This is a genomic window from Mycolicibacterium sp. Y3 (assembly GCF_051188035.1).
In the GTDB taxonomy this organism is placed as follows: domain Bacteria; phylum Actinomycetota; class Actinomycetes; order Mycobacteriales; family Mycobacteriaceae; genus Mycobacterium; species Mycobacterium fluoranthenivorans.
This window is the reverse complement of record NZ_JAVQLT010000001.1, coordinates 4,827,032-4,850,067: the sequence shown is the minus strand read 5'-3', so window position 1 is coordinate 4,850,067 and position 23,036 is coordinate 4,827,032. Positions and strand designations below refer to the sequence as shown.

Sequence of the window (23,036 nt, the reverse complement as noted above, 5' to 3'; positions counted from 1 at the left end):
GGGTGGAGGGCCAAACCTCTTGTCGATTCCCTACGTATGTTCTTGGGCGGCTAAGAGCTCATCGCCACGCGGTCCGGGCCCAACGTCTGAGCGCAGGTTGGTAGATCGGGCTTCGCCTGAATCGCCAGCGCCACATTTCATGGCACACACCGCTACCGGCGTGGGATCAACCAGGCTCACCCGCGAACGACAAGCACGTCGAACCCGCCATGGCCCAATGACTGGGAGCGCGGCGTGGTCGTGACGTGCCTAAGAAAGGTGGAGGACCCGAATCGCCCCGTGCTTAGCATGGCGAAGAGGCCACATAACCTACGCTCGATTGCGAACGAGGTCGTGGCTATTGGGGGAGAGGTTGCAGAGCTGGTGGGATCGACACGTAGCGGCGGCGGGAAGAAGCTGAAGGTCGAGGAAGTCGTACCAGCTGCAGCAAGGACGATCTCATCGCTTCGTGATATCGGCTACGAGCTACCACAAGCCATCGCCGATCTTGTGGATAACAGCGTTTCTGCAGGAGCTTCATGCGTTAACGTGGACCTCATTTTCGACGGCACAGACTCCTGGATCCGGGTATCTGACAACGGTTCAGGAATGGATACGTCGACGTTGACGGAGGCTCTGCGCTATGGATCGGTGCGGGACTACGACGGTGACGACCTTGGCAAGTTCGGCTTCGGTCTAAAGACAGCCTCGACGTCGCAGTGCCGGCGCGTCGTGGTTGCGTCACGGCGGTCACCCGAACGGGCTCGAATCGAGGCTAGAGCTCTTGATCTAGAGCATATTGAGAAAACAGACAGGTGGGAGATCCTTATAGTCGATCCTTCGGAGAGGCCCGCCCATCTAACTGATCCGTTGCAAGAAACTACCGGCACAGTCGTACTGTGGGAAGATCTCGACAGGGTGCTTGACTATAAAGATCCGTGGGGTGGTTGGGCAAAGCGGAAACTGCTAGAGCAAGCCGAGGCCGTTGCCGAACACCTGGGGATGGTGTTCCATCGATTTATCTCCGGCGAGGTTAAACGCACAAGATTGAAAATATTTGTCAATGGATCGAAAGTTGAAGCATGGGATCCATTCTGTAAGGCTGAGACAGCTACTACCCCACTCCCTGAACACGACTTCCGGGTGGCCTCCGAGAATGGAGTCGGTATTGTCCGCGTCCGTCCGTATGTCCTCCCCGAAAAAGGAGATTTCTCTGACGTTGCCGCTTGGCAGCGTGCATCTGGTCCACTGAAGTGGAATCGGCAACAGGGATTTTACGTTTACCGTGCAAATCGTTTAATCCAGTGGGGAGGCTGGAGTCGTATGCGGACCTCGGACGAACACTTAAAGCTCGCACGTGTCGCGATTGACTTTTCGCCGGACCTTGATTCGACATTCGGCATTAATATTTCTAAAGCGATTGTGAAGTTGCCGTCTGACCTACGATCTGATCTAGAGCCTGTGGTTGCACAAGTAGTTAGGGTCGCAAATCAGCGATACCGCAAGGAGTCTAAGTCAGGTGGCCCCTCCCAGCCGTCGCCCCGTCCGTCGCATAGCCCCCCCTCGTCCTCAGCGCGACGAGGGGCGCTGGCTGGCGGAAGTGGGCACGGCGGCAACCCTCCGCAACCTCCACCGGTAGACGCAGAGGACAAGTCGGCTCAGTCGACTCGTCAAGCCATAGAGGAGGCTGCCCGCGCGGCGGGCGAACAAGAAGCCCTTGAAAAGATCGTCGCAAGCTTGCGGCGCACGGCACCTGAGGTAGCGCATGAACTTGGATGGTGAACGCATTGATGGTCATATCCGCATTCTGCGAGCTTTAATAACGCGCGATGGAATTACTCTGGACGAAGCCTTAGATGCTGCGGGGAGTTTGGTGCCCCCAGCTGACCACGAAGCAGTTCGACAGGCTTATGAGAGGCAGTCGTCTACTACCATCAAGGTGCTGAGGCCAGACGTGTTGTCCGAAGGCGGTCCACGCCCTTGGTTCGCGAATTTCGACCCGTCCAGCGGATACTACTGGCGCCGGCAAAGGAATTTCCTGGCGCACGACTTAGGTCGGGAAGACTTCGAAATCGATGACCTGGATCGTGCCAGCAACGATGTGCTAGAACATCTCGAAGATCCCCATCTCGAAACTGGATTCGCCATCCGCGGCTTGGTCATCGGCCACGTGCAGAGCGGCAAGACGCAGAACTTCTCGGCCCTAATCGCTAAGGCCGCTGACGCCGGCTACAAGATTGTGATCGTACTGTCGGGCTTGCACAACACCCTCCGGCAACAGACGCAGAGGCGGCTGGAGCGAGACCTTGGTCGGGAGAACGTCGCTGGTGTTGGGGAGCCTGAAGCCGGTAAACGATGGCAGTGGATGACGGGGTCCGAGGTATGGGGTGATTTCGATCCGGGGGCAGTTAATGCTGCCTTGCTGCAAGGAAACGAAAATGTGATCTTTGTTGTAAAGAAGAATAAGACACGCTTAGAACGGCTGATCGAATGGATGGACGGTCGGGTTCCCGACCACGTCCCGGTGCTGGTTATCGACGACGAAGCTGACCAGGCATCAATCAACACAGGCGGTAATCGGAATTTTGAAGCCCGGGAAGAAGTCGATCTTGTCGGCGACAGCGACTTTGATGGAGACAACCTCGACGACGATGAGCTTGATCCAAGCACGATAAATCTGAATATCAGGCTTCTCCTCAGAAGCTTCGTTCGTTGTTCTTACGTGGCTTACACAGCAACCCCGTTCGCCAACGTGCTCATCGATCCGTCAGCTTACGATGTCCAGGGTGGTAATGATCTTTTTCCGAGGAATTTCATTATTTCTCTGCCAACTCCACCGGGTGGACTTTACGTCGGGGCCACACAGCTTTTTGGTCGTGATCGCCTTCCTGCCGATGCGCAAACGAGCGCAGATGAAGACGGCCTTAACGTCATAGAATTCGTACCGGACCACGAGGTTGAAATGCTGGTTCCACCGCCTCGGCAAAGGGCTGGCTTTGTTCCGATTGCTCCACCTACGCTGAAGCAGGCATTGGTGGACTATGTCTTGGCCTCCGCGGCCTGGCTCCAAAGGTCAGGTAAGGATGAACCTTGCACGATGCTTATTCACACTGATATGCGTCGAGCGATGCAAGATCCGCTTGGTCCCGAGGTTCGGGCTGAGCTTGCGTACATTCGTCAGCGTTGGCTATACGAGTCCAGCGAGTACAGACCTCTTTTAAAGGCGCGTTGGGATGACAGATTTCGGCCCCTGACGATCAGTATCAATCTAGACCTGGATAGGTTGTTCGATGTGATCGAGCCCTATATTGATAGGCTCTTGCGCGACGGGATTGACGTAAGAATATTGAATTCTAACTGGTCGGATACCGTCGATTTCGACCATGAACCTACCCTCAAGGCGGTTCTAATTGGTGGAAACAAATTGAGCCGAGGGCTCACAATTGAAGGTCTTTTGGTCTCCTACTACGTCCGGGAAACTCTTTATTATGACACACTTATGCAGATGGGGCGTTGGTTTGGCTACCGCGGGCGCTTCGTTGACCTTACGAGAATATATAGCACTGAACAATTGGTGACTTGTTTTCACGACCTCGCGACTGCAGAAGAAGAGCTTCGTAGACAAATTTCTCGTTACAAGCGCGATCGCCTAACTCCGACCCGATTTGTGCCAAAGGTTCGGACCCATCCGCTCATGCAGATCACGTCGGAGAGCAAGATGCAGGCCGCAGTCCGAGTCAATTTGAACTTCGCAGGTGAACGAGTGCAAACACTGCGTTTTCCGGAGAAGCCAACTGATGCATTGCTTGCAAACTTGGACGTCACCAGACAGCTTTTGAGTTCGTTGGGGCAGGCCGACGGGCAGAGTGATGCCAAACCTTCTTGGTCGGCTGTCAGCCCCGACGTTGTTAAGCGTTTTCTATATGACTTTCGCGTGATGAATCAGTTTGCAATCGATCCGCCGTCAGTGGTTGAGTACATTGATAATCAATTGCATCATGGCGAGTTGATGCGTTGGCGAGTTCTCCTGTCATCCGCGATCCGGCAACGCGACGAGGCTGGATGGACTGAAGACTTAGGTGTCTACGGAATGCCTAGGGTTCCACTGATATCACGTAGTCGGTTGGCTAACGATCCAACCTCGCTTGGTGTTGTAACGGACCCGGGTGACGAATTGATTGGACTTTCAGATCAGCAAATAATTGATGCCGACCGAGAATTCGAAGACGGCCACTACGGATCGCGTGCTGAGGCATATCGGAGTCGCCGTGATCCTGTGGAAGGCTTGCTGATGCTTTACCCAATTAGCGCCTTTTCGTCGCCGGGCGCGAACGCCTCTTCAAACCGTGTCCGACTATTCGCGGATCCGTCGCGTGCCCAAACGCTAATCGCATATGCGGTGTCATTTCCGTTCAGCTCGACCGATGCCACTCGTGAATACGTGTCGGCTCCCCGACCGCAAGGGACCCTATGACTCCTAACGAATTTGATGTTGTTTGGCGAGCGCTTCCTGCTCCCATGTCACTCGACGAGATGGAAGCGCACGAAGCCGCTCCAGGAACAGGCGTCTGGATTGCTCGAGATGTCTTGGGCCAGCAACATCTGTTGGTAGAGGTTCCTGCTGGCGTTCATGCAAATACCGCCAGTACGCATGGCTTGGGCGTCACTGTGGGGACGCGTCGTATTGCGGGTAAGCCAGATGCGCATGTCATCGACCTCGCTTGCCTCGATCCCGCCGTAACGGGCACCTTTTCGTCGGTAGCTGCGAATGTGCTGAGTGCTGTGCTGGACTTGGATCTGAAGGCTCGGCGGGACCAGCTTATGTTAGTGCTCAGTCAGTGGCGCTGGTTCTGGGGTGTTGATGGCAGCAGATTTTCGGCTTCGGAAGCTACGGGGCTGTTTGGGGAGCTGTGGTTCCTGCTCCGCTGGGCTGGGGTTACATCGGAGTCGGTCCGCGCATGGGACGCCTCTAATGGAGCGAGGCATGATTTCCAATGGCCGGAGCGGTCAGTCGAGGTCAAGGTGTCCTCGCGCTCCGGTGCCCTCGTGCATACAGTGCAGCATCTCGATCAACTTGCGGACCCTGAGACTGGGGAGCTGTACCTTTTTAGCCTGCGACTGAGGCGGGACAACCTGGCGGCCAACAGCCTCGACGGACTCGTGGAGGCCGCGGTTAACGCGCTCTCGGACGACGTAGTCGCCCGAGGTGATTTGCTTGAGAAGGTGGCTAAACGGGGTTACGCCCCAGCCGCCAGTGGCCAATCGTCAGCCAGCTATCGGATCCTGGATGAATCGCTTTACCGTGTTGCCGATGGGTTTCCGAGACTGACGGAGTTTTCGTTCACCGATGGACTACCCAACGCCATCACAAATGTGTCGTACCAGCTTGATATGAATGCGTGCGGCGACTGGTTGGTGGGCACGACATCTCAAGTGTGGTGTAGGTGAAGCTTGAAAGTGCTAGTCCAGGTGTGATCTCCTGGCCCAAGGCGTAGAGGGAGGAGTCCTGCGGTGTCACATTACGCGGTCACGCTGAAACGAAGTGACCAGCTCAGGCTAGCGCCGCACCCCGAGGGGCCGACGGTGCGAACGTTGAGGAAGTGGTGCGAGGAGCAACAGACGTCGGGCCGGCGAATTGCCGTTGACCTTTTTGCCGGTGCTGGCGGACTGAGCGCTGGTTTGGATTCTGCCGGATGGTCAGTTGCTGCTGCGGTGGATCATGACGAGCGAGCGCTCGAAACTCATCGTCACAACTTCCCCGGGTTGGCGTTAGATCTGGATCTCGGGGATGGACAGTCCAGGGATACATTGGTTCGACTCTTTGATGGTATTGAGGTTGACCTTGTGGCGGGTGGGCCGCCTTGCCAGCCATTCAGCCGGGCGGGCCGTAGCAAGATCCGAAGTCTGGTGGACGCGGGATTGCGAGCCGACGTCGATGAGCGACGAGAGCTTTGGTCAGCGTTTCTGGATGTGGCCCTTCGATTGTCGCCTCGAGCAATCTTGATGGAGAACGTCCCAGACATGGCCCTCGGTGACGATTTTCGAGTGATTAGATCTATGACTGACCAACTTGAGAGCGTCGGTTATATAACTATGGTTAGACTCGTCGATGCGTGGCAGCACGGGGTGCCGCAGCACCGAAAGCGGCTGCTGTTGTTCGCTCGACGTGACGGCCACGGCTTTCATTGGCCCGAAAGTCAACGCACTGTTACAACATTGCGCGAGTCGATTGGTGATCTGCCAAACCTCAGAGGAGGTACTGGCTCGCGGGAGTTGGCTTACGTTGAAAGTAGAGATATTTCGAGTTTCTCTGCGCGAATGCGCCGAGGAGCTACCCCCGGAGTGGTCTATGACCACATGACGCGGGCGGTGAGGCCAGACGATCTTCAAATCTTCAACATGATGAATTCGAAGACACTGTACTCAGAGATACCCGCAGAGCTTCGTCGTTACAATGCCGATTCATTCGATGACAAGTACAAGCGTCTGGATTGGAATGATGTCAGTAGATCAATCACTGCTCACATCGCAAAAGATGGTTACTGGTATATACATCCAGAAGAACCACGCACGTTAACTGTTCGTGAAGCCGCTCGTATCCAGACCTTCGGTGACAGCTTTCGTTTCGCCGGAACACGTAGCGATGCGTTTCGCCAGATAGGAAACGCGGTGCCGCCGTTTCTCGCGGAGGCCGCAGCTCGGGTGCTATCGCCTCAAGATGGTCTGTCACCTCCCGAAACGAATTGGTTTAGCGTCCGGGCGGACTTAACTACTTGGGCGAGGCGACAGAGAAGAACTAAGCATTGGTTTATGTTGCCGGGTACAGCCGTAACGCCTCCTGTTGCGGTGGCCCACGCGGTTACTGCGGGTTGCAGGGTGGGGGCGACGATATTGGGTGATGCGTTGCAGTCGATTCGAGGCCAAGCTGTACTGCAAGCATCAGCATTAGCTGATGCGGAGGAGCGATTGAGCGGCAGTCCAGCTGCCGCTCTTCGGCGACTGCGCCCGTTGTTAAGGAAGCGGAAGCTTTGGATCGACTTAGATGAGGTAGTTGCTGCCGTTCCCCTCAAACCTGCTGAGTCCCAACTTTTCTGGCTATTGTGCGGCGCTGACATACTATTGACCGGCCAAGGAGTTCTGCGAGTCGCCGCGCGTGTAGCTGGATCGAAGTCCAACGAGTCCAACCGATTGACGGATGGGCGCGTTGACTTAGTTCGGCTTGTCGGTGGTGGTTCTGACGCACCCTTGCGGATGGCGGCAGTCAGGCTTATAGGGGAGTCGGTATGTACCCCTCATAAACCGACGTGCGAGCAGTGCCCTTTGTCGACTTGCTGCGCATACTTTGCGGCCGCTAGGACGGAGACCTAGCATGTAAGATGTCAATAATCCGTTGGGCGGTCTGCTCGCTACTTTTCTCAACTTCGCATTCCCAGATACGCAGGCAGAACCATCCAGCGGTTGTCAGCGCTTCGACGGCTGCGATGTCTCGGATTCGGTTTGCGGTGAGTTTGTCAGCCCATCGGCGTGCGTTTGGGCCGGTGAACTCCTTCGGGCCGTGTTGGGGGCAACCATGCCAGAAGCAACCATCGACGAATATGGCTGTGCGGTAATGTGGGAGTACTATATCTGGCTTGTAGCCGTTGATATTGCGTCCTAGCCGGAACCTAAGGCCACGCGCGTGGAGCACGCGCCTGAGCGCAACCTCAGGGTGAGTACTGGAAGTCCGCCTTCCGCGCAAGTGCGCTCCACGGTCCGTCGAAACCCATTCGGCCACGCTACACGGCGTTCATTGAACTATCGCTGAATCCGATGGGCGCCCAAAGGCTTACAATCAAAACCGTTGTCCTTGATAGAGCTCAGAGGTGATGCTCACGCCAACACAGTGTACTGCCGACGCAAACAGTCGTCACGGGTCCGTGGAATCGATAGAACGCGATCGTCTTGTGGTGGATCTGATGGCCCAAACGGCCGACATTGAAGGTGTCGATGTGCGTGCGAACCGCGGGGCTGCGCCTAGGCCTGCGCCGTAGAGATCTGTGTAGTCATGTACGTGGCAACCCTTCTCGTTCGAACATGTTCGGTCAGGCTGCCGCTGGTGCTCGACCCCCGGGTGCGGCCGTTTGCGGCGCAATCGATCTCAGATTGGAAGAACGCCTAGCGTAGATGAATGCGAAGACTGTTCGGCCCGTAGCCAGTGCGTCGGATTCTTCTCAACGGGCCGACCAAGAAACCTCGTATTGATTGGCTCGCTGGAGTTGCACGTCGAACATAAGAATTGCGGAGACCATCGATGAGCAACGGTGCACCGCGACTGGTCCATATCGCAAGCCAAGCCCCCGCGCCTGCTGACCGCGGGTCTGCTTACTACGAAGGTCGTCAGCCTCTGATCGCAGCGACTCCGCGACTGAACTCGCCTTCGACAGTTCGGCTTTATGAGTAGTTCTACCGATGTATCGGCCAAACCCAACAGCGCAGAGTGATCCCATGCCAGCCGGATTCCCTGCCGATATCGAGCACGAAGCGGGCTCCCGCCCGGCCGGACTGGGCGGACTGGTGTGCTGGTGTTCAGCGATCTGTTTCGGCGTTGCCGCTGGCATTGCGCTGCAGGTGTGGGCCAGCCCCGAATTCGCCGTGGACTTCGACGGCGGTACCAGAACCGCTCACGTTTCCGCGGACATCCATCTGGCGACCCGACTGCTCGTCGCCGGCGTTCTGAGTGCGATCGGTTCCATCGTTCGCGGTGGCGGCTACCGCGTGCGACCGAGTGGCCTGCTGCTTTTATTGTTGGTCGGTCCGGGCGTCGCGGTTCTGACGCTGCCGTTACTGGGGTACTACGGCTGACCGACCCCTCCAGTTGGAAGCGGCTTATCAGTGCCCTGTTCGATCCGTGCCACTTGCGTCCGTCAGGCACCGACAGGCAGTAGGCAGACGTGGTTGCGACACCAAACGCCCAACCCACACGCGTCTCCGTATCGCGGAACGGCAGGAGTGAACCGGTCGGCCATTCGTGCAACTGTGCCGGACGGCACACATCGCTCGGCCAGGATCAGGACTAGAACCCTCCTGTTCGGGGTATCCGCCTTTCGCCGGAAGTGCACCTGCTGATCGTGCGGACGCAGAACGGCACTCTCGTTCGAAGGACCTGAAGGAGTTGTGACGATGTTTGGTGGAGTAGCCGGACCCGGAGCGGTCGTCGGATCTGATGAGCATCGAGTGCTCGCCGCGGCCGAGGGCGTGTTGATGGCACTTCGCCGATGCACTCCGCAATCCGCGATGGACGAACTGCGTGGTGCTGCACACCGCCACGGTGTGCCGCTGTCGACGATCGCGTTGGCCCTGGTGGATATAGCAGCCTGCCGGGCCGCGGACGACGAGACGCCCGGCCCGGCACATGTTGCGGCGCAACAGGAATGGGCCTCGCTCTTCAGCTCCTCCGCAGCGGCAGCCTGAGCAGCGGCACCCCACGCACGTCGCGGCCCGTCGGCTCCCGGGAATAATGAACGCCATGAGAGTCGCGGTTCTGGGTACGGGTGCCATGGGCGCCGGCATGGCGCAGTCGTTGCTGCGTGAGGGAATCGAGGTGGCGGTCTGGAACCGCACGCCAGAGCGGGCGCTGCCGCTGGCCGCCGACGGCGCCGAGGTGGCCTCCGATCCGGCCGATGCCGTCAGAGGTGCCGACGTCGTGGTGGCAATGCTCTTCGATGCGGCAGCGACGCTTGAGGTGATGGCCACGGTGCTGCCTGTTTTGGAGCCGGACGCGGTGTTCGTCCAGTGCGCGACCGTCGGCACCGACGCCGCCGAGCAGACCGCAGCCCTTGCCGCCCAGCACGAGGTGGCGTTCCTGGATTGTCCGGTGCTGGGCACCAAAGTGCCTGCCGAGCAAGGCAACCTCGTGATGCTGGCCTCCGGTGACCCTGGACTGCGTGAACGGGTGCAGCCGGCGTTCGACGCCATGGGGAGCAAGACGATCTGGGTAGGCGACGAGCCGGGCTTGGGGTCTCAGCTCAAGCTCGTCTGCAACGCCTGGATCAGCGCCCTGGCCGCCGCCATCGGCCAGTCATTCGCCCTGGCCAAGAGCTTGGGCTTGGATCAGCGACTCATCTTGGAAGCGTTCGATGGGTCCGCCGCGGGGTCGCCATACCTGCAGGTGAAGGGCAAGGCGATCATCGATTCGTCCTATGCGCCGCACTTCAGCGTCGACGGCGTCCGCAAGGACACCCGACTGATCCGTGACGCGATTGCGGCGGCGGGGCTGTCGACAGCCTTGGTGGACGGGGTCCGCGCCGCGTTCGACGCCGCCAGCGAAGCCGGCCACGGCGGCGAGGACATGGCCGCGGTCTATTTCGGTTTCTGAATCCGGACCGTTGAGTTTCTGAACCCGGACCGTTGATTCGGAGCTTCCTCGGACTGTCATCTCTGCATCGGCACATCATGATGCAGAGATGTAGCAGTGCTACGCTTTCATATGCGCACCACCATCGATCTACCCGACGAGCTGCACAAACAGGCTCAGGCGATCGCCCGAGATACCAAGCGCACACTCAGCGAAACCGTGGCGGATCTGATGCGGCGCGGCCTCGGAGCGGGTGGCACACCGGCGCCGATCTCTACCAACCCGCGTACAGGATTGCCCGCCATCAGCGTCGGTCGCGTCGTGACGTCGGAAGATGTGCGCTCGCTGGAGGACGAGCAGTGAGCGTTCTGCTCGACTCCAACGTGTTGATCGCGTTGCTGGTCGAGGAGCACGTGCATCACGATGCGGCCGTCGCCTGGTTCTCGGCATCCGGAGAGGCTTTCGCCACATGCCCCATCACCCAGGGCAGCCTCGTGCGTTTTCTCCTGCGCGAGGGCCAGTCCGCACACGCAGCGCGCGAAGTCGTCACCGCTATCACCGGCGCCGAGCGTCACGAATTCTGGCCTGACAGCCTCTCTTTCACCGATGTTCAGATGGACGGAATCGTCGGCCATCGGCAGGTCGCCGACGCTTACCTTGCTCAACTCGCCCGAGCTCGGCACGGACAACTTGCCACTTTGGACTCCGGCTTGGCCGGGCTTCACCTCGACGTCGCGGTACTCATCGAACAGTCTTGACCGCAAGCCTTGTGCTTAGCCTTCGGTCACAAATGGGTAACCTCATGCCTGAAGTCGACGGATCAGGGGGAAGTCCATGAGCCTGGTGCTGGGCCTTTCGGTGACGACGAGGGATATACGCGGCGAGCTGGTTGACGGCGCCACCGGTGAGGGAGACCACCTGGACCGGGCGGTGCTCGACGCCGCGGGCATCCAGGACTACCTGGCCACACTGCCCGCCGACGAGGAGCTCGCGGCCGTCGGGCTGACCTGGACCCCGGACGCCGAGTCGGATGCGATCAAGGTGCGCGAGGCGCTCGATGTCTACGGCGGGGGAGCACCCGTGGTGGCCGTCCGCGAGGTCGAAGCCACCGAAGCCCTCGCCCGCGGCATCGCCGAGATGACCGGGCATGACTTCCTGGTCGTGTGCATCGTCGAACCGGATGCGGCGGTGGTCGCGACCGTCGACGGTTACCACGTCGCGGTGGAACAGATCGACCGCATAGACGCCGCCACTCTGATCGAACGGGTGTGCGCGGTGGTGCGCAGTGCGCGCCCCAGCCCGGACGCCGTGTTCGTCCTCGGCTCGGAAGACTCTGAGGAACTCGTCGAAGCGCTGCAGGAGGAGACCGACCGGCCCGTCGTCACCGCCACCGAAGCGGACTTCGCGATGACGCGCGGCGCGGCGCTGGCGTCGGCATTGCTGGCCAGCCAGCCCGCGACGGAGCCCGCTGCGCCACGGTTCTCCCGGGTTCAGCTGCTGGCCTCGGCACTGGGCGTCGCGAGCGTGGCGTTCGTGACATCGGTGTCAGTGGTGCTTGCCTCGCATGGGTTGCCGCAGGTGAGCGAGTCAGAGCCCGAGCCGGTCGCCGCTTCGGCACCCCTCGCCCGTCCGGCGCCTCCGCCACCAAGCGTGGACGCCGTCCGGGCCATGGCCCGCAAGCCTTTCGCCCTCATGAACGTGCCCGCCCCGCAGGCGCCGGCACCCGCCGCACCGCCGCCCGCTGCGGAGCCCGCCGCGCCGGCGAACGTCGCACCCGTGCTGCCGCCGGCCTACCTGCCGCCGCCGGCAGCCCCGCCGCCGCAGCCACCCCGGCTGCGTGACCGGATTCTGGACAAGATCCCGATCATCGGCAGGTTCCGCTAGGCCTCAGGTCTCCGGGAGCGGAGATTCGCCAGCTCCGAGCCCGTTCAACGGGTGCTGCGCGGCGGCGCTCGGCTCCTTGCTCCGGCCGGAGACGAAGGGCACGGCGCCGCAGGCGACCAAGATGACCGCCACGCCGATCCACTGGATTGGGTCCAGGCGCTCGCCCAAAAGTGTTGCTGCCAAGGTGATCCCAATGACGGGTTCGAGAGCGCCGAGCAGGCTGAGGGGCACCGAGCCCAGCGTGCGGACGGCAAAGAGGGCGCCACCGGTGCCGATGGGCATCAACACCACACCCTGGATGGCGGCCACTGTCCATACGCCCGCCGGCACGGAGAAATGCTCGCCGGAGACGACGGCGAAGAGTCCGGTGGTCACCGTCGAGCCGATCGTCACCAAGGCGGCGGTGGCTACGGTGCCGACTTGGCGCACCCACCGCTCGCTGAGGACGAGATACCCGGCGTAGCCCGCCGCGCTGAGCAGGGTGAGGACCACCGCCGCAACGGACACCGCGCCCGATCCGGCGCCACCGACCATCACCAACCCAGCGATCGCCACGCAGGCCAGCAGGATCAACAACTTGGGTACCGGCGCCCGGTCACGCAGCCACACCAGGGCGATCACCATGAGCGGGCAGACGTTCACCACGATGACCGGTATCTGCGCACCGCCGTGTTCGACAGCCATGAAGAACGCGAGCACCTGAGCCCCGAACAGCGGACCGCAGAACACGAGCATGCACAGCACCGGTCGCCACGGCAGTCGCCGGGCCCGGCCGCTGAGCAGCCACAGCGCGGCGATGACGGCCGTACCGAGGATGCCGCGGATGGTGAGGAGCACCGCAGGACTGGCGCCGACGTTGTAGGCGAACACGGCCGCGACCGGCATCGAGCCGTATGCGAGTGCCGACGCCGCACCGGCAACCCAGCCACGCCGAGCTGAGTGCTCCAGATCCTGCCCCACCGCTGCCTTCCCGTTGCACGTGCCGCATCGAGCCGACGTCGTTGTCCGGGCTGATCTTGCGCACGCAAAGACTACTGCCCGGCGGGACGGGGCTGGATCGGGCGTCGAGATCGCGCCTGAAGCGTCGTTGGTGCCGTCAGACTTTCGGCAGCCAACCGGACCAGGTGGGGGACAGGATGAAGCCGCGACCCTGTGCGTCCTTGCACGCCGTGGTACCTGCGCCGTCGACGCCGCAGGTCATGCTGTTGAAGGTGATCGAGTGAAACGGTGGGAGCACCTTGAGAGGCTGGCCGCGAAGCGTGCCGTTCACGGCGACCGGATTCCCCGTTGTCTTCAATTTCGTCAGTGTGCCAATCCAATTGGCGCCATTGAGTCCTCGGCTTGGATCAGTCTTGACCGGTGGCACACCGGGAAAGTTGTTACCGGTGCATTGGGCTTGCTCGATCATGAAGTCACAGGAAATGCCGTCCGGCGTGAGGAAAGCAATGGTGCTGGCCGTGAATCCCGGTGTCGACGTGTCGATGGCGTAGTCGGCGAAGTCGACTGGTGTGTAGCGGCTGAGATCAGGGAACCTCGGTGTGTCGGCATGTGCTTCGGGGCAATGCGCGCCAACAAGCAGTGCTGCCGCGGCCAGTACAGACATCGAGTGGATCGTCATACTGCTAGACCTTTGGCAGCCAGCCCGAACCGTTCGTAGACAGAACAAATCCGCGACCTTGCGGGTCTTTGCACGCTGTGGTCCCTGAGTTGTCCACGCCGCAGATGACCCCGTTGACCGTGATCGAATGGGAGGGCGGGAGAGTACGAATTGACTGCCCGTGGATAGTGTTACCGTCGACATAGCCAGGGTTCGATGACTGGTATAGGCCCCGCTGGGTGTCCATATAGCTGACTCTGGACTCGGGATTTGCGAGCGCCGGGACGCTCGGGAGATTGTTCCCAAAACACGCCGCGCCGCCGTCATCGATGACACATACGACTCCGCTGGGAGTTAGGAAGTAGTCGGTCATAGTCGGCTGCCGGCCAGGATTGTCGAAGGCGATCAAGTAGTCCTGAGCGTTGACAGATGCGTAGCCCCCCAGATCTGGAAATTTCGGTGTGTCCGCGCGGGACTTGGGGCCGTAACTCCCGATAAGCAGACCCGCCGCGATAAACACGGCCGTAGTCGAGCGCATCCTCACCCTCTACACCTTCGGCAGCCAGCCTGACCACTCAGGGGACAAGATGAAACCTCGCCCCTGTGAGTCTTTGCATGCCGTGGTTCCGTGGTCGTCAACGCCGCAGACAGCGCCCCCGACGGTGATCGAGTGCAGCGGCGGCAGTGTCTTGATGGCCTGGCCGTTGAATGTGTTCGTCGGGGTTCCCTCGTTCGTCTGCTTCAGACCAGTCACGGTGCCGATCCAATTTGCCCGATTGAGTCCTCTAGCGGGATCGGACGCGGCGGGAGGAACAGCAGGGAAGTTGTTTCCGCGGCACTGCGGTTGGAGAGAACTGAAATTGCAGATCACGCCATCAGGCGTCGCGAAATAGGTACCTGAACTCGAGTGGCCAGGTGTAGTCGTGTCGATTCGATAGTCCGCGATGTCGACGGGGGTGTAGCCACTCAGATCGGGAAACGCGGGCGGGTTCGCGGACGAGATACCGGCGCTGAGCACGGCCACACCGCTGGTCACGGCGGCAACAGCGAGGGCTTTGGCGATCATGCTTGTCCTATCGGTACGGATGGTGGATGCGTTAACAGCCATCAGCGGTTCGGATTCACCTGGAACTGCTCGACGACGTAGGGGTTGCCGGTACTGGTGTTCCATTGACTGACCAGAATGCCCAGGTTGTTCAGCGACGAACCGGGCAAGATATAGCCGCCGTAGTTCTGCGGGTACTGACCGGGAACCGGCTGTTCCCAGCGGCCGGGTGCGGCAACGACGGTGGCGGGTGCGGTATCGAAAAGTCCCGTCGGCACCCCCGTTCCAACACGTACCTCTGTCGCTCCGGTGTCGGCGTTGAAGCCAGACAACACGGGGCGGCCATCAACTTCCCGAAAGCTGATCTCCCCGAAGTTGCCGCCACTGATCGCCGGGGCGACTTGCCCCTGCTGGCCGAAGCTCTGCCCATTCCACGGTTGCCATGCATCCCGGTCACCAATCTGGCTGGGGTCGACGCGGTACATGGAGACGCCCTGCTGACGGTCGAACCCGTCGGCAGCGATGTAGACCTTCCCATCGCTGGCTTGATATCCACTGATCTGTGTTGGGAGCGCGGTGGGGTCGCTGATGAGCGCGGGTTGCCCAGGCCCGGCGTTCGGATTCGGGACTGGCGACCAAGGCTTATAGCTGTTCTCCACCGGCACCCACCCTTTCGACGGTTCATTGGTCACCTTCACCAACCACGACCCGCCGATAGGCGCCAGCCCCTTCCCGGTGTTGGTGCCGACCACCATCATGTAGGTGTCCTTGCCGACGGTGATGCTGCCGGCAGGCAAGGAGTTGTTGGCGCCCGCCTTCACCGCTTCGGGAGGCAGTGGGAACAGCACGTTTTTCCCGTCCGGCCCGGTCAACGGCGTCCCGAAGTGCGCTTTCCCTTGCGAATCGAAACTGACTGGCACGGCCACGGACGGGTAGTGGGTGCCCTCGCCCTGCTTGCCGCCCGAATACGAGTCACCCAGAATCGCCACCTTCGACCCGTCGGGCAGGGTGATCACCTCACCGAGGTCGGCCGCATTGATCCCGTCGATCGGCGCGCCGGTGCCGGCGACCGGGCCCATGTTCCGGGACTCGCCCGGCTGCAGTGGGCCCAGATCCGGCGTCGTCATCGGAGACGGTGCAGGCTCCGGCAGCCCCGACGCCTTCGCGATCGCCTTGGCCAGCTCGTCGTCGATCCGGTCGCCCTCGATGATCGCGTCGGCGATCCGGGCCTTGAGGTCGGCGATCTTCTCGGACACCTTGGTCTGTGTCTCGGCGTCCATGTACTGGTAGCTGTCCGGTGGGCTCACCGCATTCGTCGCGGGGTCCACCTTCACCGCCGGCGCCTCGGCCGCGTAATTGAGGATGTCCTTGACCTTGTTGGCCAGCGTGTCGGCGTCCTGATGCGCGGTGTCGATCAGGGTCGCGGCCGCCTTGATCCGTTCGGCCTGTTTGTCGTGGTCACCGGCGGTCGAGAACACCGCTTGACGCGCGGTATCGCCGGACTCGCCGTCCCAATCCGCCGCCTGCATCGCCGACCGCAGGAAGTCGGCGGAGTCGGCGTGATTGGTCGCCACGTCATGTGCGGCCTTGCCCAGGTCGCCGATCTCGGGCGGCCAGTTCAACAGTTCCTGCAGGGTGAGGGCCACGAGCTACAGGTCGCGCCCGGCGGCCTCGATCTCGTCGGCAGCGCCATCGTCGGTCTTTGTGTACGCCGCGGCCGCCGCCCGGTGCCCGTCCGCGTGCTTGACGTGATGTGCCGCGAACTGGCTAGCCGAGGTCTGCCACTCACTGAGCATCGCCGGCAGCGCCGCGGCGGCCTTGCCGGCTCCGAGCGCCACCGAACCTGCGCGCGACTGCGCCTGCGTGTGCGCCGCCGTGAATGACTCGGCGTGACTGCTCAACGACTCCGCAGTGACCTGCAACTGGGCCGGATCGACCCGCAACGACTTCCCCATGAGAACTACCCCCTCGACCACAACGCGGACGTTCTTCGATTCTAAGCTCGCGCCGAACCGGCCCAGCACGCGAAAACCGGGCGGTACCGTCGACCGATGGAGATCTTGCGCACCCCAGACGAGCGTTTCGCCAACCTGCCCGGGTACAACTTCGAGCCGCACTACGTCGAGGTCAGCAGCGCCGACGGGACGCCGATACGGGTGCATTACATCGACGAGGGCGCACCCGACGCACCCGTGGTCCTGCTGCTGCACGGTGAACCCAGCTGGTCCTACCTCTATCGGCATATGGTGCCGGTCCTCGTGAGCGCGGGGCTGCGCGCCGTCGCGATCGACCTGGTCGGCTTCGGGCGCAGCGACAAGCCCGCGCATCGCACCGACTACACCTATCAGGCCCACGTCGACTGGGTTCGCGACGCGATTGCCGCGATCGGCCTGGCCGATATCACCCTGGTGTGCCAGGACTGGGGCGGACTCATCGGACTGCGCCTGGTCGGGGAGCACCGTGAGCTGTTCAGTCGCGTGGTCGCGGCCAACACCTTCCTGCCGACCGGCGACCGCCCGCCGGGCAAAGCCTTCCTGGCCTGGCAGCAGTTCAGCCAGCAGACACCGGTGTTCGACGCGGGCGCCATCGTCAACGGCGGCTGCACCACCTCCTTGCCCGACGATGTCATCGCCGCTTACAACGCACCGTTCCCCGACGAGACGTTCAAGGAAGGCGCTCGGCAGTTCCCGACGCTGGTGCCGACCAGCCCGGACGACCCGGCCACCCCCGCCAACCGCGCCGCGTGGGAGTCCTTGGGGCGCTTCGAGAAACCGTTCCTGTGTGCGTTCTCCGACTCCGATCCGATCACCCAGGGCGGCGACCGGGTACTCGCCGCGCACATCCCCGGCGCCAAGCACCACGAACCCGTCACCATCGCTGACGGCGGGCACTTCCTGCAGGAGGACAAGGGCGCTGAGCTCGCGGCGGTAGTGGTTTCGTTCATCCAGCGCACTCCGCAATGACGGTCGTCGCCGTCACCGGCGGCGGTCGCGGCATCGGTGCCGCCACGGCCCGAGCCTTGGCCGCGCGCGGCGACCGGGTGGCCATCGGCGATATCGACGCCACCGCCGCCACGGCCTTGGCCGATCAGCTGCCCGGCGCGATCGGCGCGCAGCTCGACGTCACCGACGCCGCGTCCTACCAACGGTTCCTCGATGACATCGAGAACCGTCTTGGCGCACTGGATGTGCTGATCGCCAATGCCGGGGTGATGTGGGTCGGCCCGTTTGACCAGGAACCCGAGGCCGCGATGCGACGCCAGATCGCCGTCAACCTCGAGGGCGTCATCACCGGTTTCAAGTTGGCGACACCGGCGATGCGGCAACGCAGATCGGGACACGTCGTCGTGGTGGCGTCGGCGGCCAGCAAGCTCGCGCCGGCGGGAGAGGCCACCTACGCGGCGACCAAGCACGCGGTCTACGGCTACTGCACCGCGGTACGGGAGGAACTGCGGGGCAGCGGTGTCGACGTCAGTGTGTTGATGCCGACCGTGGTGGCGACCGAGCTTGCGGCCGGAACCTCCAGCGGCAAGGTCGCTCTCCTGACACCAGAGCAGGTCGCGGCCGGGGTCCTCGCACTCGTCGACGGTCGACAGCCGGAACTGTTTCTGCCGCACAAGGCCGGTCTGGCGGCACTGGCAATGGCTGTGACGCCGCCTCGGCTGCGTGGCGCCCTGCAGCGGTTGCTCGTGCCCAATCAGGTCGTGCTCGGACATCCTGAACAGCGTCGCGACTACGAGACGCGGACCCTGGACGCGCCCGCACCGGAAGACGGACCCGTCAGCTGAACGAGCGCTGAGTGCGGTGAGCGACTGGTTACCCCAGGTCATCGCGATCTTCCAGCGAATTGCCAGCTGGCAGATGGCTTTTTGTGACAGCACTGCGACCTCTGGTTATCACTTGTACAAGCAATCCTGACCGTGCGCATAGCCTCTACTTAAGGTCGATAGCAAAACTAACTTTCAGACGTCCTCCGCCGGATCGGGACTACCGGTACGGGTCCCACGCGGTTGCGATCCCAGTAGCCGCGGTTCCCACGACGTCAGGTCTGAAAGGAATCATCGACATGAAGTTTGCGAAAGTCATTTCCACAGTGGGGATTACCGGCGCGCTCGCGATGGGTGTCGGTGCCGGTGTCGCCAATGCCGACCCTGGCTGGGGTCCGCATGGACCAGGTTGGAACAACGGCCCGGGCTGGAACCGTGGACCAGGACCGGCTGACTGGCATCACCCCGAATGGGCCGGTTGGAACGACGGATACCCGGCACCGGGCTGGCGGCCGCCGGAGGGCTGGGAGCCCCCGGGCGACTGGAACAACCCCGGCGGATGGGCACCGCCGGCGGATTTCCACATGAGATGTGGTGGTCCGCTGTGGAATCTGTTCCACCCGATCCCATGCTGGTGATCTAAGCCTGCTCCCTGTTCTGCCGCTCGCCGCGTGGCGGGCGGCAGAACGCCGGGGATGGCGCGCTCCGTGGTACTCCTCTTCTGGACTGTGTCATCACATGATGACAACCGCCAGCAGAGAGTCACTCCAGATCTCCGGGGTCCATTGCTCGGACTACCTGATGAGACAAGGCTTCTCAGGGGGAGGTCGTCCCTTCGCTGCCGTGGCTATTCGGTTATTGAATCCGCGGACGGATTGCCTCTACTCGTTGATGAGATTCCGCGACGAATGGACGCAGCAAGCACGCCGATGCCGATGATCGCTGGGATGCTTACCTGCCAGGCGATCAGGAGATACATGGGTCCCCAGACCGTCAGTGAAACAACGACTAGGCGAACATATTCACCAGCTGCCACCGTCGTGGTGCTGTCTTTGCCGACGATGAAGCCGATTGCCACCGCGATCCCCGCGATGACGCTGCTGACGACGAAGACGATGACGATCGACCAAAGCGCCCGGCGCAACGATGGTTTAGCGAAGTGCATGTTCACCGTCCCACCCCCACGGTCGGGACATTACCCATGAAGGGGTCCCGCGCCGCCATTCCAGAGCGTCTTACCCCTCGGCCGCCACCAACGACCGCAACTTCACCGACGGGTTGTCCCGCTGGAAGCCTTCCAGTCGCCACTTGGTGGAGAACAGCACCAGCAACACGCCGTCCGAGCGGGTCAGCACCTCCGAGGACACCTGCTTGCTCATAAACTCCGCGTCCTCGGGATCCACGATCCGCGCCACTTGATACGGCAGCGACTCCAGAGTGATCGCCGCACCGATCTCAGTCTCCATCCGGTGCGCGGCCACCTCGAACTGCATGGGCCCGACGGCCGCGAACACCGGGGCCTGCTCGCCGCGCTTGTCCGAGCGCAGCACCTGCACCACGCCCTCCTGGTCGAGCTGTTCGATGCCCTTGCGGAACTGCTTGTGCTTGCTCGGATCCTTGCCGCGGACCACCGAGAAGTACTCGGGGGAGAAGCTCGGGATCGGTGGAAACTGCACGGGCACATCGCGATACAGCGTGTCGCCGGGACGCAGTGCTGCCGCGTTGGCCAACCCGATCACGTCGCCGGGCCACGCGTCGTCCAGTGTCGAACGCTGCTGCCCGAACACTGACTGCGCGTACTTCGTGACGAACGGTTTGCCGGTCCCGGCGTGGGTCAACACATCCCCACGCTCGAACGTGCCCGAGCACACCCGTGCATACGCGATCCGGTCGCGGTGCGAGGAGTCCATCCCGGCCTGCACCTTGAACACGAACGCGCTGAAAGGAGAGCTCACCGGGCGCGGCTCACCGGCGACATCCACGATCGCGCCGGGCGGGGGCGCCAGCTCCACCAGCACGTCCAACAGCTGGTTCACGCCGAAGTTCAGCGCCGCCGAGGTGAACAGCACCGGCGAGGACTCGCCGGACAGGAACGTGTCCCGGTCATAGTCCGAGCCGTCCATCGACAGCAGCTCGGACTCCTCCACGGCGGTGTCCCAGTCATCACCGGCCGCGGCGTGAGCGTCGGCCGCCGCGATGTGTTCCTCCGGGGCCGCGGTGGCGCCACCGGCGGTCCGGGTGAACCGGATGAACTTGTTCGCCCGGCGGTCCATCACGCCCTTGAAATCACCGGCGATACCGACCGGCCAGGTCAGCGGGGTTGTCCGCAACCCGATGCGCTCGTGGATCTCGTCCATCAGCTCCAGGGCGTGCCGACCGGGGCGGTCCCACTTGTTGATCACGGTGATGATCGGGATACCCCGGTGCTTACACACCTGGAACAGCTTCAGTGTCTGCGGCTCAAGACCTTTGGCCGCATCGATGAGCATCACCGCGGCATCCACCGCCGTCAGCACCCGGTAGGTGTCCTCGGAGAAGTCCGCGTGACCAGGGGTGTCCAGCAGGTTGATCACGCAGTCGCGGTACGGGAACTGCAGCGCGGTCGAGGTGATGGAGATGCCACGGGCCTTCTCCATCTCCATCCAGTCCGACACGGTCGACTTGCGGCCCGCCTTGCCGTGGATGGCGCCGGCCTCGTTGATCACCCGGGCATGCAGCGCCAGCGCCTCGGTCAGCGTCGACTTACCGGCGTCCGGGTGGCTGATGACGGCGAAGGTACGGCGGCGCTTCGCCTCGGCGGTGACGCGGCCGGCGGTGCGGGTGTCCAGGGCGTTCTCGGTCATATCACCCTTGATGGTATTTGCCCAGGTGGGCAAACCTGAAATCTACGAGAAGTCGGTCCCGGAGCTGACGCGCTCCCACGTGGCGATCTCGGCGGCCCGAGTCTCCGCGACGTAGCGGTAGAGCGCCAGAGCATCACTGCCGAGCAGGAGGAAGCCGGGCGGCTCAGGTGCCTCAACCGCGGCGATGATCGCGGCGGCCGCCTTGGCCGGATCGCCGGACTGGGTGCCGTGCACCGTGTCGTTCTCGATGCGGCGCTTGCCCGCGGTCTGGGCGTAGTCTGCGATTGGCGACGTGGACTGGGTGAGTGAACGGCCCGCGAAGTCCGTGCGGAACGCACCCGGCTCGACCACGGTGACTGAAATACCCAGCGGGGCAAGTTCGCCGCGCAGCGATCCGCTCAATCCCTCGATCGCCGCCTTGGCCGCCGAGTAGTAGCCCGACCCGACCGGGGTGATCTGCGCGCCGATCGACGAGATGTTCACGATCGCCCCGGACCGCCGTGCCCGCATTCCCGGTAGCACCGCCTTGATGGTGGCGACCGTGCCGAAGAAATGCGTCTCGAACAGGGTACGCACGTCGGCGTCATCACCCTCCTCGACCGCAGCCCGGTATCCGTAGCCGGCGTTGTTCACCAGCACGTCGACGCAGGAGAACCGGTCTTCGGCTTGGCGCACCGCCTCGGTGACCTGCTCGGCGACCGTGACGTCCAGCCGCACGGGCAACACCCGGTCCGGTGCGGCATCCGCCAGGTCGGCGACGCGGGTGACGTCGCGGGCGGTGACCACGGCATTGTGGCCGGCGGCGATCACCGCCTCCGCGAGCTCACGTCCGATTCCTGAGGAGCAGCCGGTGATGAGCCAGGTCGACATGTCGCCAGTATGCCGCCCGATCCTGTGGCTTCTGCCACGATGTTGGTCGTGAAGAAGCGTTGGCTGGTCCTGGTTGTGCTGCTGGTCGCCGCGGTGGCCGCATTGCCGTGGGGGTTTCGGACCTTTGTCGAAGGATCACCGGAGCCTGCTCTCATGCTTCCCGCGGGAGCTCAGCCGGCCACCACCGCTGTGGACGGGTCCTGGACGGTGCAGCCGGACTCGCAGGCCGGCTACCGCGCCCGGGAGAAGTTGCTGTACCAGCCGATCGACGTCAACGGCCGAACCGGCAAGGTCACCGGCGACGCCAAGGTCGCCGAATCCCGCTTGGTGTCAGCCGATTTCGTCGTCGATGCGGCATCGCTGCAGTCCACGCACCGCGGCCGCGACGAGAAGTTCCGGAGCACCGACGTCATCGACGCGAAAAAGTTCCCGACCGCCGAGGTCAAGGTCACCGCGCCCGTCGACCTCACGTCGGTGCCCGACACCGGGAAGGCGGCGGAGGTGGAGATCCCCCTGACCGTCACCCTGCACGGCGTCACCCGGCCGGAATCCGCACATACCAGCATCCAGCGCAACGGTGACCGCGTCGATGTCGCCGGAACCATCCCGATCACATTCGCCGACTACGACGTGCACCCACCCAAGCTCCTCGGCGGCGTGCTGGAGATCCAGCCGGAGGCGACCATCGAGTTCTTGGTGCATCTCGCCAAGAACTGACA

At 62.4% G+C, this 23,036-nt stretch carries 23 protein-coding genes; 14 read left to right on the top strand and 9 right to left on the bottom strand.

Going from position 1 to position 23,036, the window contains the following annotated elements:
• Positions 1 to 288 precede the first annotated feature (288 nt).
• From QN239_RS23590 to QN239_RS23575, 4 genes are all read left to right on the top strand, one after another.
• Positions 289 to 1,761 carry an ATP-binding protein gene (locus QN239_RS23590; protein ID WP_499014135.1) on the top strand — a complete coding sequence of 491 codons (1,473 nt, stop codon included), beginning with the start codon at positions 289 to 291 and terminating at the stop codon, positions 1,759 to 1,761.
• Complete coding sequence (locus tag QN239_RS23585; RefSeq protein WP_499014133.1) at positions 1,745 to 4,453, top strand: Z1 domain-containing protein; 2,709 nt, start codon at positions 1,745 to 1,747, stop codon at positions 4,451 to 4,453. The genes QN239_RS23590 and QN239_RS23585 overlap by 17 nt, the downstream gene beginning before the upstream one ends.
• A complete protein-coding gene (locus QN239_RS23580; RefSeq protein ID WP_499014132.1) occupies positions 4,450 to 5,427 on the top strand; it encodes a PD-(D/E)XK motif protein in 978 nt (325 codons plus the stop codon). Before QN239_RS23585 ends, QN239_RS23580 begins: the two co-directional genes overlap by 4 nt.
• 63 nt (positions 5,428 to 5,490) lie before the next feature.
• Positions 5,491 to 7,347 carry a DNA cytosine methyltransferase gene (locus QN239_RS23575; RefSeq protein WP_499014130.1) on the top strand — a complete coding sequence of 619 codons (1,857 nt, stop codon included), beginning with the start codon at positions 5,491 to 5,493 and terminating at the stop codon, positions 7,345 to 7,347.
• On the opposite strand, the gene QN239_RS23570 is transcribed toward QN239_RS23575, so the two are convergent.
• Complete coding sequence (locus QN239_RS23570) at positions 7,331 to 7,753, bottom strand: very short patch repair endonuclease (protein ID WP_499014129.1); 423 nt, start codon at positions 7,751 to 7,753, stop codon at positions 7,331 to 7,333. The two genes, QN239_RS23575 and QN239_RS23570, sit on opposite strands and share 17 nt — an antisense overlap.
• Before the next feature lie 710 nt (positions 7,754 to 8,463).
• Between QN239_RS23570 and QN239_RS23565 the strand changes: the two genes are divergently transcribed.
• The 6 genes from QN239_RS23565 (at position 8,464) to QN239_RS23540 (ending at position 12,196) form a co-directional block, all read left to right on the top strand.
• A complete protein-coding gene (locus QN239_RS23565; RefSeq protein WP_499014127.1) occupies positions 8,464 to 8,820 on the top strand; it encodes a hypothetical protein in 357 nt (118 codons plus the stop codon).
• A 318-nt stretch (positions 8,821 to 9,138) separates the two neighbouring features.
• Entirely contained in the window at positions 9,139 to 9,429 is a 291-nt protein-coding gene (locus QN239_RS23560; RefSeq protein WP_499014125.1) for an ANTAR domain-containing protein, read from the top strand.
• Positions 9,371 to 10,333: an NAD(P)-dependent oxidoreductase gene (locus tag QN239_RS23555; protein ID WP_499014124.1), complete on the top strand. Its 963-nt coding sequence runs from the start codon at positions 9,371 to 9,373 to the stop codon at positions 10,331 to 10,333. Before QN239_RS23560 ends, QN239_RS23555 begins: the two co-directional genes overlap by 59 nt.
• 111 nt (positions 10,334 to 10,444) lie before the next feature.
• On the top strand, positions 10,445 to 10,675 hold the full coding sequence (locus QN239_RS23550) for an antitoxin (protein WP_499014122.1): 231 nt from the start codon (positions 10,445 to 10,447) through the stop codon (positions 10,673 to 10,675).
• Positions 10,672 to 11,070, top strand: coding sequence for a TA system VapC family ribonuclease toxin (locus QN239_RS23545; RefSeq protein WP_499014121.1), 399 nt, complete (start codon positions 10,672 to 10,674; stop codon positions 11,068 to 11,070). Before QN239_RS23550 ends, QN239_RS23545 begins: the two co-directional genes overlap by 4 nt.
• A gap of 76 nt (positions 11,071 to 11,146) precedes the next feature.
• Positions 11,147 to 12,196 (top strand): DUF7159 family protein, encoded by a 1,050-nt coding sequence (locus QN239_RS23540; RefSeq protein WP_499014119.1) that lies wholly within the window; start codon positions 11,147 to 11,149, stop codon positions 12,194 to 12,196.
• A gap of 3 nt (positions 12,197 to 12,199) precedes the next feature.
• Here QN239_RS23540 and QN239_RS23535 read toward each other — a convergent pair whose 3' ends face one another.
• The 5 genes from QN239_RS23535 to QN239_RS23515 all read right to left on the bottom strand — a co-directional run bounded on the left by QN239_RS23535 (position 12,200) and on the right by QN239_RS23515 (position 16,793).
• Positions 12,200 to 13,156, bottom strand: coding sequence for a DMT family transporter (locus QN239_RS23535; protein WP_499014117.1), 957 nt, complete (start codon positions 13,154 to 13,156; stop codon positions 12,200 to 12,202).
• 136 nt (positions 13,157 to 13,292) lie between these two features.
• Complete coding sequence (locus tag QN239_RS23530; protein ID WP_499014115.1) at positions 13,293 to 13,799, bottom strand: hypothetical protein; 507 nt, start codon at positions 13,797 to 13,799, stop codon at positions 13,293 to 13,295.
• Positions 13,800 to 14,340: 541 nt separating this feature from the next.
• Entirely contained in the window at positions 14,341 to 14,859 is a 519-nt protein-coding gene (locus tag QN239_RS23525) for a hypothetical protein (protein WP_499014114.1), read from the bottom strand.
• 41 nt (positions 14,860 to 14,900) lie between these two features.
• Positions 14,901 to 16,484, bottom strand: a complete 1,584-nt coding sequence (locus QN239_RS23520) for a DUF4185 domain-containing protein (RefSeq protein WP_499014112.1) — start codon at positions 16,482 to 16,484, stop codon at positions 14,901 to 14,903.
• 3 nt (positions 16,485 to 16,487) lie between these two features.
• Positions 16,488 to 16,793 carry a WXG100 family type VII secretion target gene (locus QN239_RS23515; protein WP_499014111.1) on the bottom strand — a complete coding sequence of 102 codons (306 nt, stop codon included), beginning with the start codon at positions 16,791 to 16,793 and terminating at the stop codon, positions 16,488 to 16,490.
• A 96-nt stretch (positions 16,794 to 16,889) separates the two neighbouring features.
• Between QN239_RS23515 and QN239_RS23510 the strand changes: the two genes are divergently transcribed.
• From QN239_RS23510 to QN239_RS23500, 3 genes are all read left to right on the top strand, one after another.
• Positions 16,890 to 17,801 carry a haloalkane dehalogenase gene (locus QN239_RS23510; protein ID WP_499014109.1) on the top strand — a complete coding sequence of 304 codons (912 nt, stop codon included), beginning with the start codon at positions 16,890 to 16,892 and terminating at the stop codon, positions 17,799 to 17,801.
• Positions 17,798 to 18,625, top strand: coding sequence for an SDR family NAD(P)-dependent oxidoreductase (locus QN239_RS23505; RefSeq protein WP_499014107.1), 828 nt, complete (start codon positions 17,798 to 17,800; stop codon positions 18,623 to 18,625). Before QN239_RS23510 ends, QN239_RS23505 begins: the two co-directional genes overlap by 4 nt.
• Before the next feature lie 278 nt (positions 18,626 to 18,903).
• Complete coding sequence (locus QN239_RS23500; protein ID WP_139169877.1) at positions 18,904 to 19,242, top strand: hypothetical protein; 339 nt, start codon at positions 18,904 to 18,906, stop codon at positions 19,240 to 19,242.
• 209 nt (positions 19,243 to 19,451) lie between these two features.
• On the opposite strand, the gene QN239_RS23495 is transcribed toward QN239_RS23500, so the two are convergent.
• From QN239_RS23495 to QN239_RS23485, 3 genes are all read right to left on the bottom strand, one after another.
• A complete protein-coding gene (locus QN239_RS23495; protein ID WP_499014105.1) occupies positions 19,452 to 19,775 on the bottom strand; it encodes a hypothetical protein in 324 nt (107 codons plus the stop codon).
• Positions 19,776 to 19,839: 64 nt separating this feature from the next.
• Complete coding sequence (locus tag QN239_RS23490) at positions 19,840 to 21,447, bottom strand: peptide chain release factor 3 (protein WP_499014104.1); 1,608 nt, start codon at positions 21,445 to 21,447, stop codon at positions 19,840 to 19,842.
• A gap of 42 nt (positions 21,448 to 21,489) precedes the next feature.
• The gene (locus tag QN239_RS23485; RefSeq protein ID WP_499014102.1) at positions 21,490 to 22,317 is read right to left on the bottom strand and encodes an oxidoreductase; all 828 of its coding nucleotides are present in this window, start codon (positions 22,315 to 22,317) and stop codon (positions 21,490 to 21,492) included.
• 48 nt (positions 22,318 to 22,365) lie between these two features.
• Between QN239_RS23485 and QN239_RS23480 the strand changes: the two genes are divergently transcribed.
• A complete protein-coding gene (locus QN239_RS23480; RefSeq protein ID WP_499014100.1) occupies positions 22,366 to 23,034 on the top strand; it encodes a YceI family protein in 669 nt (222 codons plus the stop codon).
• Positions 23,035 to 23,036 lie beyond the last annotated feature (2 nt).

Bases quoted from the DNA above. Each gene is read 5' to 3' on its own strand.
- QN239_RS23590 (WP_499014135.1), top strand. From the start codon at position 289: ATGGCGAAGAGGCCACATAACCTACGCTCGATTGCGAACGAGGTCGTG.
- QN239_RS23585 (WP_499014133.1), top strand. From the start codon at position 1,745: ATGAACTTGGATGGTGAACGCATTGATGGTCATATCCGCATTCTGCGA.
- QN239_RS23580 (WP_499014132.1), top strand. From the start codon at position 4,450: ATGACTCCTAACGAATTTGATGTTGTTTGGCGAGCGCTTCCTGCTCCC.
- QN239_RS23565 (WP_499014127.1), top strand. From the start codon at position 8,464: ATGCCAGCCGGATTCCCTGCCGATATCGAGCACGAAGCGGGCTCCCGC.
- QN239_RS23560 (WP_499014125.1), top strand. From the start codon at position 9,139: ATGTTTGGTGGAGTAGCCGGACCCGGAGCGGTCGTCGGATCTGATGAG.
- QN239_RS23555 (WP_499014124.1), top strand. From the start codon at position 9,371: ATGTTGCGGCGCAACAGGAATGGGCCTCGCTCTTCAGCTCCTCCGCAG.
- QN239_RS23550 (WP_499014122.1), top strand. From the start codon at position 10,445: ATGCGCACCACCATCGATCTACCCGACGAGCTGCACAAACAGGCTCAG.
- QN239_RS23540 (WP_499014119.1), top strand. From the start codon at position 11,147: ATGAGCCTGGTGCTGGGCCTTTCGGTGACGACGAGGGATATACGCGGC.
- QN239_RS23530 (WP_499014115.1), bottom strand. From the start codon at position 13,799: ATGTCTGTACTGGCCGCGGCAGCACTGCTTGTTGGCGCGCATTGCCCC.
- QN239_RS23525 (WP_499014114.1), bottom strand. From the start codon at position 14,859: ATGATCGCCAAAGCCCTCGCTGTTGCCGCCGTGACCAGCGGTGTGGCC.
- QN239_RS23515 (WP_499014111.1), bottom strand. From the start codon at position 16,793: ATGGGGAAGTCGTTGCGGGTCGATCCGGCCCAGTTGCAGGTCACTGCG.
- QN239_RS23510 (WP_499014109.1), top strand. From the start codon at position 16,890: ATGGAGATCTTGCGCACCCCAGACGAGCGTTTCGCCAACCTGCCCGGG.
- QN239_RS23505 (WP_499014107.1), top strand. From the start codon at position 17,798: ATGACGGTCGTCGCCGTCACCGGCGGCGGTCGCGGCATCGGTGCCGCC.
- QN239_RS23500 (WP_139169877.1), top strand. From the start codon at position 18,904: ATGAAGTTTGCGAAAGTCATTTCCACAGTGGGGATTACCGGCGCGCTC.
- QN239_RS23490 (WP_499014104.1), bottom strand. From the start codon at position 21,447: ATGACCGAGAACGCCCTGGACACCCGCACCGCCGGCCGCGTCACCGCC.
- QN239_RS23485 (WP_499014102.1), bottom strand. From the start codon at position 22,317: ATGTCGACCTGGCTCATCACCGGCTGCTCCTCAGGAATCGGACGTGAG.